Consider the following 14,420-nt stretch of genomic DNA (forward strand, 5'->3'; position numbering starts at 1 on the left):
CTCCCTATAGGAAGCTGACTTTCTTATTATAAGACGCTTGCATGCCCGTTATAAATAACTCCGCTTGTTGCATCGACGGTTATCTCTTGGCCTTCTCTCAATAATTCCATCACATTGTCTACGCCGACAATTACTGGAATGCCTAGGTTTAATCCCACCACAGCTGCATGGCTTGTTAATCCGCCTTCCTGGGTAATGAGAGCGGCACATTTTTCAATCGCAGGAACCATATCACGATCCGAACCAATTGTCACAAGAATCGAACCTGGCTTTACTTTTTCTAAAGCTTCATGTGCATTATGAGCAATAACCACTTTACCGAATGCAGACTTTCGGCCAATTCCTTGAGCTTTAGTGATAATATCGCCGACAACATGAATTTTCATCAGATTCGTTGTTCCAGCTTCACCGACTGGTACACCTGCAGTAATGACTACTAAATCACCACTTTTAACAATCCCGCTGTTTAAACTTTCTTGAACAGCAATATCAAGCATTTCATCAGTTGTTGCGCACATTATTCCAACACGCGGATAAACGCCCCAAACAAGAGATAAACGGCGGGAAACAGAATCATCAGCAGCAACCGCAACAATCGGAGCTTTTGGACGATATTTAGAAATCATTCTTGCAGTATGTCCGCTTTCTGTCGGAGTAATAATCGCATTTACCTCTAAATTTAAAGCTGTATGAGCTACAGACTGGCCAATCGCATCGGTAAGATTGTGCTCAGTGTCTTTACTGCGGCTTGAGAGAATTTCCTTATGATCCAAAGCTTGTTCTGCTCTTGAAGCAATATTGTGCATGGTTTGAACTGCTTCCACCGGATAAAGTCCTGCAGCGGTTTCTCCCGATAGCATAATGGCATCTGTTCCATCAAAAATAGCATTGGCTACGTCGCTTGCTTCTGCTCTTGTTGGTCTTGGATTTCGCTGCATTGAGTCCAGCATCTGTGTAGCTGTAATGACAGGCTTTCCTTGAGCATTACATTTCTTAATGAGCATTTTTTGAACAAGCGGAACCTCTTCTGCAGGAATTTCGACGCCAAGGTCTCCACGGGCCACCATCAAACCATCAGAAATCTCTAGAATTTCATCGATGTTATCGACACCCTCATGGTTTTCGATCTTAGGGATAATATGGATATGTGCAGCATTATTTTCTTCTAAAAGCTGACGGATTTCTAACACGTCTTTGGCCGTACGAACAAATGAAGCGGCAATAAAATCAATTCCTTGTTCGATTCCAAAAAGGATATCTTGTCGATCCTTTTCCGTAATTCCCGGCAGTTTAACCGACACGCCCGGAACATTGACACCTTTTTTATTTTTTAACGTGCCGCTGTTTAAAATTTTAGTATGAATTTCATTTTCGGCATTATCTATCTTGATAACTTCAAGTCCAATCAATCCATCGTCTAGTAGGATTTTTGAACCGATATGCACATCTTCTATCAGCCCTGGATATGTAACAGAGAATTTTTCAACCGTTCCTTCGACTTCTGTCATTGAAACAATAATATTTTCTCCGGCCTTTAACTCAATCGCACCGTTTACCATATTGTTTGTCCGAATTTCCGGGCCCTTTGTATCAAGTAAAATGGCAACGGTTTTTCCAGTCTGCTCTGCTGCTTCGCGGATATTTCGAATCCGTCCGCCATGCTCTTCAAAATCCCCATGGGAGAAATTCAACCGGGCCACATTCATTCCTGAATTTATTAATTGGGTTAACTTTTCAACACTTTCACTAGCAGGCCCAATCGTACAAACGATTTTTGTTTTACGTAACATCCTTTTATCCTCCGATACCACAAAATAGTTAAATAGATAATTCCTTTGATAGCTTAAACAATTCAAGATCTAATACATGCTTCCGGCCTAAAGCTTCACTAATGTCGTAATCAACTAGCTGATTTTTTTCTATTCCTACGGCCCGGCCGCCTTTACCTTCAATGAGAAGCTCAACTGCTCTTGCTCCTAATCTGCTGGCTAATACTCTGTCAGCAGCTGTCGGGGATCCCCCGCGCTGCATATGCCCCAACACTGAAACCCGTGTGTCAAAGTTCGTTAAATCTTGAAGCTGCTTGGCAAATTCAACGCCGCTGCACACGCCTTCAGCAACAATGATAATACTATGCTTTTTCCCACGCTCTTGTCCTTTACGGAGCCTTTCAGCTACCTCATTCATGTCATAATTTTCTTCTGGAATAAGAATTGTTTCTGCACCGCCGGCAAGTCCTGCCCATAGAGCAATATCCCCTGCGTCCCGGCCCATTACTTCAATGACAAAAGTTCTTTCATGAGATGTAGCAGTGTCACGTATTTTATCGACTGCATCTATAACTGTATTTAATGCCGTATCAAAACCAATTGTTAGTTCTGTTCCTGGAATATCATTATCAATCGTTCCAGGAACACCGACACATGGATAGCCAAGCTCTGTCAATGCCTTCGCCCCACGGTATGAACCATCCCCGCCAATAACAACAAGGCCTTCAATCCCGTGGACATTCAGCTGCTCAATCCCTTTTTGCTGGACTTCTTTTGTTTTAAACTCCGGACACCGTGCTGAATGCAGCATGGTACCACCACGATGAATAATGTCCCCAACGGAACCAAGCTCTAATTTTTTAATATTTCCACAGATTAATCCGGAATATCCGCCGTAAATACCATAAACCTCAACATTATGATAGATTGCTTTTCGAACGACAGCGCGGATGGCTGGATTCATCCCCGGGGAATCTCCACCGCTCGTAAGTACCCCAATTTTTTTCATGGCTACCACCTCAATATCAAAATAAAAAATTATGTAATCATTCCTTGAAAGAAACACAGAATATGCCAAAATACCTTTTTTTATTATTAGACATAAAACCTTTGAATATTAATAAAATAACATGAAGAAATAGCCATAACAACCCAATCGTATTAGTAATTACAATAGACAGAATAGTTAGTTAACTGGAAGCGTTTTATCAGTGGTTGTAAGCGTCATTATTGTCTTTTCCTTGAAATTTCCGTGTTTATTTTTTGAACGAGTAAAAAAATCGTGCCCCAGTGAGCACGATTTTTTATTTAACTCCAATTAGATCATTGATTAAAGCATATTCACCGATTGTGCGGAATCGATTGTACCGATCGGAAATTAACTCATCCTCAGATAATTTTAACAGTTGCTGTAAGGAGGCGTTAAGAACCTTATCAATTTCCTCCGCCTGTTTTTGAACATCCTTATGGGCACCGCCCTTTATTTCAGGGATGATGTCATCAATTACACCGAGTTCTTTTAAGTCAGGAGCGGTAATTTTCATCGTTTCGGCTGCATTTTTAGCGAAAGAGGCATCCTTCCATAAAATTGCAGCTGCCCCCTCTGGTGAAATAACCGAGTAGGTTGAGTTTTCGAGCATATAAATGCGATTCCCTACTCCGAGTGCCAAGGCCCCGCCGCTGCCGCCTTCTCCAATAACAATACAAATAACGGGTACCTTTAAACCAGCCATCTCAAACAGATTGCGGGCGATCGCTTCACTTTGGCCCCGTTCTTCTGCAGCCTTCCCTGGATAGGCACCTTTTGTATCAATAAAGCAAATAATTGGCCGATTAAATTTATCTGCCTGCTTCATTAAGCGAAGGGCTTTTCTATAGCCCTCAGGATGTGGCATTCCAAAGTTTCGGCGAATGTTTTCCTTCGTGTCTTTTCCTCGCTGATGGCCAATGACAGTAACCGGAAGACCTTTAAATTTAGCTATTCCGCCGACAATTGCTTCATCATCAGCAAAGGTGCGATCACCATGACATTCAAAGAAATCCTCAAACAGGAAGGAAATATAATCGAGGGTTGTCGGTCTGTTCGCAAGGCGAGCGATTTGGACCCTGTCCCACGGTTTAATATTCTCGTAAATATCCTGCTCAAGCTTTGCTAAACGTCCCTCTAATTTTTTAATTTCAGAGCTTAAATCGACATCAGCGTTTTTTGTGAATTCCTTTAATTCACTAATTTTCTTCCTTAGCTCCACTACCGGACGTTCAAATTCCAATTCTCCAATCATGCCAGTTCACCCCCTGGTTGATGAATATCTAGAATAGTTGAAATTTTCTCCACCATTTCAAGACGCGAAATAATTGCATCCAGCTGACCATGCTTTAATAGAAACTCTGCTGTTTGAAAATCCTCTGGCAATTCTTCACGGATTGATTGCTCAATTACTCGCCGTCCGGCAAATGCAATTAACGCTCCAGGTTCAGCCAGGTTGTAATCCCCTAATGAAGCAAAGCTTGCCGAAACACCGCCTGTTGTCGGATGAGTCATAATGGAAATAATCAAGCCGCCGTTGTCGCTGAATTTCTTTAAAGCAACACTCGTCTTAGCCATTTGCATCAAGCTTAAAGCACCCTCCTGCATTCTAGCACCGCCAGAGGCTGTAAAAATGACAAATGGTACACCAATTTCATCTGCTTTTTCAATTGCAAGTGTAATTTTCTCGCCAACAACTGATCCCATACTTCCCATTCGGAAGGATGAATCCATGATGGCCACGACGATTTTATGTCCGCTAACCGTCCCTATTCCCGTTACAACTGCTTCATTTAACTTACTTTTTTGCCGGTCCTTTTCAAGCTTTTCCAAATAATCCGGAAAATCAAGTGGATTTTTGGAAATCATATTTTCATTAATTTCTTCAAAGCTTCCCTCATCAATAAAGCTATCGATTCGTTCTTTCGCATTCATCGGAAAATGATGTCCGCAATGTAAACAAACCATAAAATTTTTAGTGAGCTCTTTTGTATACATGATTTTCTTACATGTAGGACACTTCGTCATAATTCCTTCCGGAACATCACTTTTTGCTGCTTCTGTCGGTATAGTTGCGTATTTTTTCTTTTTTGTTTGGTTTTTTGTAAATAGATCTTTAAGCGCCAAAATTAAACCTCCCTGGTTCGCTTCTGCATTATGGGACGATCCCCCACTATATTCTATTCAGAAGTCTTTCTATCTTATTTAAACTTCATACGTTTATATTCACAAAAGTGGTCAGACCACCGGATGATTTTATATACCCTTTAAATTGGGCTTGTACAGAATTCACTATAAAATAAAAAGAGTTCAAAATTTGTTAGTTCTTGTCATTAAAATGAAGACAAATTTCTTAAGTTGCAGTAAGCAGAAAGTGTTTTTGCTTCATCTTTCTCAGCTAATCCATTTAGTAAAAGTATATAGTCTTCAAACTTATTGGCACCCTCGATGGGATCCAAAGAATAATAATACTCTTTTAAGATTAACCAGATCCTCAAGAACAGGTGATTGTCAGACATTTCGATGATTCGGTAAAAGAACTCATCATCTGTAAAATGTTCTTCTTTATTAATCCAATCCTGCAAAAGGGCTAAATGATGATCGTCCATCCTTTGAAGGACCAATCGCAGACAATCCATCTCGATATAGTTTTTAGTTTCGAACACATCCCGTTTGGCTTTTTCATCCTGTAAAATAAATGTGCCGAGAAGCTGGACCAGCTGATTACCGCGGAAGTCTCTGATGTAAGTTCCTTCACCGCGGCGTGTTTCAATTAAGCCAAGTAATTCTAATGCTCTTAATGCTTCTCGAACTGAAGAGCGCCCGAAATTCAGGCGCTCTGACAATTCTCGTTCTGAAGGGATTTTATCTCCTGACTTCAGCCCATCAATTGTAATCATTTCTCGTAATTGCTTTACAATCTCTAAATATACCTTTGAGCTTGTCACTAATGGAATCACTCACTTTTGCCAATCAAAGCGAGCCTTTGTGTTTTTTCTTTCACTTCTTCTGGGTCTACTTTTATGCGGGCGACACCTGTTTCCATCGCAGCTTTAGCGACTGCTGCTGCCACATTTGGAGCAACCCTTGGATCAAATGGAGCTGGAATAACATAATCTGCATTTAACTCATCTTCATGGATTAATCCCGCAATCGCTTCCACTGCAGCCACTTTCATTTTTTCGTTAATATGGGTAGCACGAACATCAAGCGCACCGCGGAAAATGCCTGGGAAGGCAAGTACATTGTTTACTTGATTTGGGAAATCAGAGCGGCCTGTTCCTACAACTTTCGCTCCTGCTTCTTTTGCATCATCAGGCATAATTTCTGGAACTGGATTAGCCATCGCAAAAATGATTGAGTCTGGATTCATGGATGCTACCATTTCTTTCGTTAGAGCCCCAGCAACAGATACTCCAATAAAGACATCGGCGCCTTTAATAACATCTGCAAGACTGCCAGAAAGATTATCGCGATTTGTATATTTTGCTACTTCTGCTTTTACATTGTTCATACCTTGAGGGCGGCCCTCGTAGATGGCACCCTTCGTATCACACATAATGATATCTCTTACGCCATAGCTATATAATAATTTAATAATAGCAATACCAGCGGCCCCAGCACCGTTTGCAACGACTTTAATTTCTGTCATTTTCTTGCCAACAAGCTTTAAGGCATTGACTAGACCTGCAACGGTTACAATCGCAGTACCATGCTGGTCATCGTGAAAGATTGGGATATTGGCTTCCTTTTTCAGTCTTTCCTCAATAACAAAACAATTTGGGGCTGCAATGTCTTCAAGATTTACGCCGCCAAAGGTTGGCTCAAGTAACTTAACAGTTTCAACAATTTTATCAACATCTGTAGTGTTTAAGCAAATCGGAAAAGCATCAACCCCGGCAAAGCTTTTAAATAATACTGCTTTTCCCTCCATTACTGGGAGAGCTGCTTCAGGACCAATATTTCCAAGTCCAAGAACCGCTGTACCATCAGATACTACCGCAACCATGTTTCCTTTCATGGTATAGTCGTATACGGTTTCTGGTTTCTCATAAATCTCTTTACATGGTTCGGCTACACCTGGTGAATAAGCTAGGCTTAAATCAGTCGCATTCCGAACTTGGACCTTTGATTTTGATTCTAATTTGCCCTTGTTAATTCGATGCATATGTAATGCTTCTTCACGTAAAGTCAAGATATGTCACCCCTCGAATAATTACAAAAAAATTAGTAGAACATTCTGTTAAATTGGTGGTCAGACCACACTTGTCTCTTTATCACTATAACATATCTTCGATAGTTGTAAAGAATTAATCTTTTAGCACAACATTTTCTGATCCAAGAATGGTCCTTAATTTATTCAATAAAGCAGAGCTTGGATTAACATTATTTTCTGATCCTAATTTAATGGTTTTACGGGTTGTTTCATAATGTAAAACAACTCCCGTTTCCCCTTTATTTTCCTTTAAAACATGATTAATTTGCTTAAGCGACTTTTCATCCTGTTTTTCCGTGACAATTTTTAAATACAAAATGGATTGTTTTCCTATTTTGGTTTCTAGCCACTGTTCTAAATCAAATACTTGTTGAATGATAAATTGCCGTTTTCCATCCCGTTCTTCTATTTTTCCCTCCAGCCAGGCGAATTTTCCCTGCACTAAAAATAGCGAAGCTTTTTTATATACATTTGGGAATGCGACCGCCTCCATTTCTCCGCTGCCATCACTCACCGTTAAAAATGCCATCGAATCCCCTTTTCTTGTGCGAATGGGTTTCATTGAGGAAATATAGACACCCACACCAGCTCTCCGCTGATCAGTTTTAAGATGAATCAACACTACCGCACCTATCTTTTTTAGACTCTTTTCGAAAATAGAAATCGGATGGTCTGACAGGTAGAGTCCAAGTGCTTCTTTTTCAAAATATAGTTTATTTTCCTGGCTGATTGGGTCGACCTCAACATACTTCGGCTTTAGATTAAATTCTTCCTCAAATAAATCAAATTGATTAGAATCATCCGGTTTGAATATTTGGGCATGTTCAATGGCAACATCCAAACTGGCTAGCATCACCGCACGATCCTCGCCAAATTCATCGAAGCTTCCGGAATGAACGAGAGACTCCAGTGTTTTCCGATTAATGGCTTTCGGGGAAACCCGAATACAAAAATCAAATAAGTCCAGAAACTTCTTTGTTTTCCTTGTTTGAAAAATTTCTTTTAAAGCGGTGCCGCCCACGCTTTTAATCGCTGCAAGGCTATAGCGGATTGCCCCTTTTTCAACTAAAAAGGAATAACCGCTCTGATTAATCGACGGGGGAAGAATTATGATATCCTTCTGCTTTGTTTCCATAATGTATTGCGCGATTTTTGACTCATTTCCAATGGCAGTTGTCAGTAATCCAGCCATAAAATACACTGGAAAATTTGCTTTTAAATAGGCTAGCTGGTATGCAATCATACTGTAGGCAACCGCATGGCTTCTGTTGAATCCATAATTGGCAAATCGGACAATTAAATCATAAATGTCATTGGCGAGGGATGAATTGTATCCTTTTTTAAGCGCTCCTTGAACAAAGTGATGGCGCTCTTTGTCCAATACCTCTTTTTGCTTTTTCCCGACAGCCCTTCTTAACAGATCTGCTTCACCGAGAGTAAACCCTGCCATTTTCGAAGCAATTTGAATTATTTGTTCTTGGTAAACAATAACTCCATATGTATTCTCAAGAATTGGCTTCAGATCCGGATGTGGGTATTCGACTGCCTGCCGGCCATGCTTCCTGTCAATAAACAGGGGGATATTCTCCATTGGACCAGGCCGATAAAGTGCATTAACTGCAACAATATCTTCAAATCTTGATGGCTTTAACCGTGTTAAAACCTTTCTCATCCCTTCCGACTCCAGCTGGAAAATTCCTGTCGTTTCCCCCTTTGACAATAGTTCGAAGACATTTGGATCATCTAATGGAATCGACCTGATATCCAGATTCGTTCCTGTATGACGTGATATGGAAGATAAAATGGATTCTATAAGCGATAGATTCCTAAGTCCTAAAAAATCCATCTTCAGCAAGCCAATCTCTTCTAAGTATTCCATTGAATATTGGGTTAGATAGACATTATTCGAACCCTTTTGAATCGGAACTAACTCTATGAGCTGCTTTTCACTAATAACCACACCTGCGGCATGTGTAGAGGTATGGCGCGGCAAGCCTTCCAGCTTTAAGGCTGTTTCAAAAAGTTTTCGGTTGATCGAAGACTCCTGGACAAACCGTTGAAACCCCTCTGATTCATTGTAGGCAGATTGGATATTTATTCCTAGCTGGGAAGGGATAAAACGCGATAATTGCTCGAGCTCTTTTGAATTCAAGCCAAATACTCTGCCGACATCTCTTAATGATGCCTTGGCAGCAAGTGTCCCAAATGTAACAATTTGCGCGACATGAAGTCCTCCGTATTTCTTTGCAACATATTCAATTACTTCATCGCGGCGATGGTCTGGAAAATCGATATCAATATCGGGCATTGAAATCCGCTCTGGATTTAAAAAACGCTCAAATAGCAAATTATGTTTTAACGGATCGACATCGGTAATATATAAAACATATGCAACCAGTGATCCTGCAGCAGACCCCCTTCCAGGGCCTGTTAATATTCCATTTTCACGGGCATATCTCATAAAATCCCAGACAATTAAAAAATAATTACTAAACTTCATTCGTTTAATTACTTCTAATTCATAGAATAAACGATTGTGATACTCTTTGTTAGGAGAGGAAAAGCGTTCAAGAAGGCCTCTTTTACAAAGCATTTCAAGGTATTCCTCTGAGGGTATCCCATCTTCCGTCGGATAAGTCGGCAAATAGGTTTTATTTAATTCGATATTCACCTGACATCTATCGGCAATATTCAGGGCATTTTCTAAAGCTTCTGGAACATCTGAGAAAGCATCTATCATCTCTGATGTGGGTTTTAAATAGAATTGATCGCTTCCCAATTTCTCTTTATGATCATCCTGCAATTTATCACCATTCTTAATCGCCAGCAAACATTCGTGAGCAAAGGTATCTTCCTTTTCTAAATAATGGACACGATTGGAAGCAACCAATGGGATATTCATTTCTCTCGAAAGGGACTGTAGCTGATTTCGAATAATCTTCTCTTGCTCAAGCTGATGATTTTGCAGTGATAGAAAAAAGTTGCCGCTGCCGAAAATAGCGGTTAATTTTCTAATTAATGCACGGGCCGAATCCTCGTTGCTCTTTAATAATAGCTGTTCGATTTCTCCTTCAAGTCCCGGTGTGATGGCAATCAGTCCATCTGAATAATGTTTTAGCCATTTTAGCGGTATCCCATTTTCTACTTTTGTTTGAACAGCACTGGATATTTTTAATAGATTCTTAAAACCACGATCATTTTCGGCAAGTAAAACGAGTGGATATGCTTCGTTTTCGTTTATCTCACTGGCAACATCCACGGTTAAGCCGATTATCGGTTTTATATTATGCTTTTTACAGAGCTTATAAAATTCAATGGCCCCATACATTACATTTCTGTCGGTTAAGGCAAGCGCCCGAAAGCCCTTTGATTGGGCGTTTTTGATTAATTCCGGGACCGAAGCCGTACTAGTCAACAAACTATACGCACTATATACATGAAGGTGAATAAAAGACATAAACGTCACACCCTTATAAATTATCTCACTATCTATTATAGGACTTCATGCTAAAAAAGGAAAATATGTTCTCATTTTAATTTAAAAGCGGAAGCGCCTTGCCCAGGGGCAACAAGCATAAGACGAGCCGGCTTGAAGGTTGCTTTTTAACCTTCATGACGGATTGGCTGTAGACCTGCGAGCCCCTAGGCGCTGCAGCTAGATAGTTCTCGAATTGAACATAATCACAATGGTTTGTCCATATAGATGAATAAAAGGATTTTTTTGTAGGGGCGGATGAAGGTATGAAAGAAATTGGTTTTTTTCCTGCGTTTATCGAAAGCTATTTTATTGCCTTAGGAGTCATTCTTGGGGGGGCATTGATAGGGGGGTTTGCTTCTTTCTTAACTGGACAACCTCCCTTAACAACGGTGTACCGCTTATCTTCTGCACTTAGAATCTGGGCGATCGTCGCGGCGATTGGCGGAACGTTTGATACCGTGTATAGTTTTGAGAGGGGAATCCTTAATGCGGAAACAAGAGATCTTTTTAAACAATTTTTACTTATTCTCTCGGCATTAGGCGGCGCTCAGACTGGGGCTCTTATCATCAATTGGCTGACCCAGGAGCATATTTCATCATGAGAATCCCTCCCTATTACCGCAGGCCCTCCTGGCAGCGATTTTTTTCTGGAATGGTGATTGGCGGCGCGATTAGCTGGTGCATTTTTTTATATATACACGGAGTTTGGCAAGAGAAGTATTCAAAACAAATCCTTAGTCTCCAGGATAATATTTCTGATTTAAATAAAGAAAAGAAAATTTGGCAGGAAGAATATAAGGAATTAAATAAGCGGAACTTAGAAAAAATTACGGTTCAAAAAATAAACATTAAAATCACTAATTATGAAAAGTATAAGCTTGATTATTTTAGTGCCTTTCAAACCGAAGAAGCGGTTAGAGATGAATTAAGTATCATGCTTGCCAAGGACTTAGAGACTGTATATAAAAGCAAGGATCTCCTGAAAAAAATCATTGAAAACAAGCCATTGAAAATCAATGAAAAGAGGTATAAGCTCAAGGTTACGGAAATGGTCATCTATACCACTCTCTCTATTCAAGTAGAGCTGCAATTTGACAAATAAAAAAATCGGTCCATTTGAAGGGGACCGATTTTTTATTTGTATTAACCTTTACATACTTCCTCTAATTCTTTGAGGACTTGGCTTACCTCATCCCATGAATAGATGGATGCACCGGCCGCAAGCGGATGACCGCCTCCTTTAAACTTTCTGGCAACCCCATTAATGACTGGACCCTTAGAGCGTAAACGCACTCTAATTTGGTCGTTTTCCTCGATAAAGAAAACCCATGCTTTAATCCCTTTTACATCTCCTAATATCCCAACAAGAAGCGATGCCTTAGCCGGCCTTGCATTGTATTCGGCTAATAATTCTTTTGTTAACTTCACAGAGGCTACGCCGTTCTCATGTAACCCGAAGTTTTGTAATATGTAACCTTTTAGCTTAATAATATTGGCATCCAATTCGTACATTTTATCAAATAGCTCTGTCCGAGAGAAATTGTAATGGATTAATTCCCCTGCATAAGTGAATGTTTTTTCTGTTGAACTAGGAAACAGAAATCTTCCTGTATCCCCGACAATTCCAGCAAACAAGAGCCGTGCCGCTTCATCATTCATTTTCAAACCTTTATCTTTTCCATACAGATAAAACTCATAAATCATTTCACTGCATGAACTTGCACTTGTTTGGACCCATAATAAGTCACCATACGGGTCTTCATTTGGATGATGGTCAATTTTAATGAGCTTATCTCCCAGTGAATACCGCTTATCACAAATTCTTTCGGCATTGGCGGTATCACAGATAATTACCAGCGCTCCTTTATAAACATCGTTTTCAATCACATCGAGTCTGCGCATGTAATGCAGCGTCGATTCCTCTTGGCCAACTGCATAAATCTTTTTCTCCGGATAGGATGCTTGTAAAATCGCAACTAATCCACCTTGGGAGCCATAGGCATCTGGGTCGGGGCGAACATGACGATGGACAATAATCGTTTCATATTGTTCAATCGTTTCCAAAATTTTCTCTTTCATACAATCTCCTTTTTACAACGAAATATGGCGTTTTTTTAAAATAAAAGTTACAATAATAGATGATTTTGAAACTTGGAGGACAGATCATGCTTGTTTTTGCCTTTTTAATCGTCATATTATTTGCTTTTTATTTATTTTATAAAACAAAATACATCCGAAGCAACCGTTTAGTCGAAAAGAAATGGCTTTCTGCTAAATCCAATATTGCCCTTGGGCTTTTTGTTTTCTTTTTTGGGATTAATTCCATATTTGTATCTCAGACAACCGGCACCTACATTGTTGCCGCAATTTTTATTATCTATGGAGCATTATTTAGCTGGGTAGGATACAAAAAATATAAACACTACCTGCCTTTTGCGATTGAGGAAGCTAAAGAACTAGAAATGCAAAAATAATAGCTAAGCCGCTTCTTTCCATAAGAAGCGGCTTTCTTTTGGTATATCCTTTTAGGTCCGATCTATCAACTGGCACATCATCATCGCTTTTCCGACTAAGACTCCTTCATTGAACACTTCTACATCCACTTTCCCAAACTTACGGCCAACTTCTAGTATTTTTGGAAAAATCTCCAGCCTGCTTTCCATTTGAACTGGTTTAATAAAGTAGATGGTCATGTTTTCTACTACGAGGTCGCCTTTTTTGTAGCTTCTGAGCACTCGGTTCGCGGCATCTGAGACAATGGTCGTAAATACACCATAGGAAATCGTCCCAAGATGGTTCGTCATTTGCGGGGTTACTTCACATGAAAAGACATCTTCCCCTTTTGCCCTTCCTTGCATTAACACCATCTGATTGGTCACGATATCATCAATCGTTTCACCGACTTGAGGCTGCCTTTGGTTCATTTGCAGTGCTTTTAGGACATCCTGCCTGCTGATCAACCCTTCCAGACGATTGGCGTCATCCGCAACTGGAAGAACCTCAATTCCTTCCCACACCATCATATGGGCAGTGGACGCAACACTCGTTTTCCCATTTACGGTCATCGGATGTTTGGTCATAATTTTATCAATAGAAGTATCCGCATCCTGACCTAATACATCCTTACTCGTCACCATCCCCTGAATCTTCATGTTTTGGTCAACTACAGGATATCGGCTATGTGTCGTTTGCTGATTTAATTCATGCCATTTTGACACTTTTTCAGAGGTTTTTAGAAAAAAGGTTTCCGAAATAGGAGTTAAAATATCTTCCACCAAAATAATTTCTTTTTTGATTAACTGGTCATAAATAGCCCTGTTTATCATTGTGGCAACAGTAAACGTATCATAACTGGTGGAGATGATCGGCAATTCCAGTTTATCTGCTATTCTTTTAACATGGTCCTCCGTATCAAATCCACCCGTAATAAGGACAGCTGCACCAGCCTTTAAGGCAAGCTCATGGGCCTGAGTTCGGTTCCCGACAATTAACAGGTTGCCAGCCTCTGTGTAGCGCATCATAGCCTCTAATTTCATCGCACCAATAACAAATTTATTAAGGGTTTTATGCAATCCCGCTCGTCCACCTAGAACCTGACCGTCAACAATGTTTACCACTTCGGCAAATGTAAGCTTTTCGATATTTTCTTTCTTTTTCCGTTCAATTCTAATCGTTCCAACTCGTTCAATCGTGCTGACATAGCCTTTATTTTCTGCCTCTTTAATCGCACGATAGGCTGTTCCTTCACTTACAGTCATCGCCTTGGCGATTTGCCGCACAGATATTTTTTCACCGATTGGAAGTCCATCAATGTATTGTAAAATTTGTTCATGCTTAGTAGCCAAGACCTTCACCCTTTATAATCAAATTCCAATCTATTCTGTCAAGATTAGCAAATTACGTATAAATTTTATTATAAAGTTTAAAAAG

12 protein-coding genes are annotated in these 14,420 nt (G+C 40.1%); 3 read left to right on the forward strand and 9 right to left on the reverse strand.

Annotation, left to right across the window (positions count from 1 at the left end; genetic code table 11):
• Window positions 1-26 precede the first annotated feature (26 nt).
• The 7 genes from pyk to dnaE all read right to left on the reverse strand — a co-directional run bounded on the left by pyk (window position 27) and on the right by dnaE (window position 10,469).
• Entirely contained in the window at window positions 27-1,790 is a 1,764-nt protein-coding gene (gene pyk / locus ACIFOT_RS18225; RefSeq protein WP_430066761.1) for a pyruvate kinase, read from the reverse strand.
• 28 nt (window positions 1,791-1,818) lie between these two features.
• Window positions 1,819-2,778, reverse strand: a complete 960-nt coding sequence (gene pfkA, locus ACIFOT_RS18230; protein WP_430066762.1) for a 6-phosphofructokinase — start codon at window positions 2,776-2,778, stop codon at window positions 1,819-1,821.
• 295 nt (window positions 2,779-3,073) lie between these two features.
• A complete protein-coding gene (gene accA / locus ACIFOT_RS18235) occupies window positions 3,074-4,051 on the reverse strand; it encodes an acetyl-CoA carboxylase carboxyl transferase subunit alpha (protein ID WP_430066763.1) in 978 nt (325 codons plus the stop codon).
• Window positions 4,048-4,923, reverse strand: coding sequence for an acetyl-CoA carboxylase, carboxyltransferase subunit beta (gene accD, locus ACIFOT_RS18240; protein ID WP_430066764.1), 876 nt, complete (start codon window positions 4,921-4,923; stop codon window positions 4,048-4,050). Before accD ends, accA begins: the two co-directional genes overlap by 4 nt.
• 206 nt (window positions 4,924-5,129) lie before the next feature.
• On the reverse strand, window positions 5,130-5,696 hold the full coding sequence (locus ACIFOT_RS18245) for a FadR/GntR family transcriptional regulator (protein WP_430066815.1): 567 nt from the start codon (window positions 5,694-5,696) through the stop codon (window positions 5,130-5,132).
• A gap of 56 nt (window positions 5,697-5,752) precedes the next feature.
• Window positions 5,753-6,991, reverse strand: a complete 1,239-nt coding sequence (locus ACIFOT_RS18250) for an NAD(P)-dependent malic enzyme (RefSeq protein WP_430066765.1) — start codon at window positions 6,989-6,991, stop codon at window positions 5,753-5,755.
• A 115-nt stretch (window positions 6,992-7,106) separates the two neighbouring features.
• Window positions 7,107-10,469 (reverse strand): DNA polymerase III subunit alpha, encoded by a 3,363-nt coding sequence (gene dnaE, locus ACIFOT_RS18255; protein WP_430066766.1) that lies wholly within the window; start codon window positions 10,467-10,469, stop codon window positions 7,107-7,109.
• A 284-nt stretch (window positions 10,470-10,753) separates the two neighbouring features.
• Between dnaE and ACIFOT_RS18260 the strand changes: the two genes are divergently transcribed.
• Together ACIFOT_RS18260 and ytrI are read left to right on the forward strand one after the other, a co-directional pair.
• Entirely contained in the window at window positions 10,754-11,092 is a 339-nt protein-coding gene (locus ACIFOT_RS18260) for a YtrH family sporulation protein (protein ID WP_430066767.1), read from the forward strand.
• Entirely contained in the window at window positions 11,089-11,592 is a 504-nt protein-coding gene (ytrI, locus tag ACIFOT_RS18265; RefSeq protein WP_430066768.1) for a sporulation membrane protein YtrI, read from the forward strand. Before ACIFOT_RS18260 ends, ytrI begins: the two co-directional genes overlap by 4 nt.
• Before the next feature lie 41 nt (window positions 11,593-11,633).
• Here the strand turns inward: ytrI and ACIFOT_RS18270 are convergent, their stop codons facing one another.
• Window positions 11,634-12,569 carry a DHH family phosphoesterase gene (locus ACIFOT_RS18270; RefSeq protein ID WP_430066769.1) on the reverse strand — a complete coding sequence of 312 codons (936 nt, stop codon included), beginning with the start codon at window positions 12,567-12,569 and terminating at the stop codon, window positions 11,634-11,636.
• A gap of 86 nt (window positions 12,570-12,655) precedes the next feature.
• Here ACIFOT_RS18270 and ACIFOT_RS18275 point away from each other — a divergent pair, with 86 nt between their 5' ends.
• The gene (locus ACIFOT_RS18275; protein WP_430066770.1) at window positions 12,656-12,964 is read left to right on the forward strand and encodes a YtpI family protein; all 309 of its coding nucleotides are present in this window, start codon (window positions 12,656-12,658) and stop codon (window positions 12,962-12,964) included.
• Between the two features lie 51 nt (window positions 12,965-13,015).
• Here the strand turns inward: ACIFOT_RS18275 and ACIFOT_RS18280 are convergent, their stop codons facing one another.
• Window positions 13,016-14,335: a DRTGG domain-containing protein gene (locus ACIFOT_RS18280; RefSeq protein WP_430066771.1), complete on the reverse strand. Its 1,320-nt coding sequence runs from the start codon at window positions 14,333-14,335 to the stop codon at window positions 13,016-13,018.
• Window positions 14,336-14,420 lie beyond the last annotated feature (85 nt).

The organism is Neobacillus sp. NRS-1170 (genome assembly GCF_050468025.1).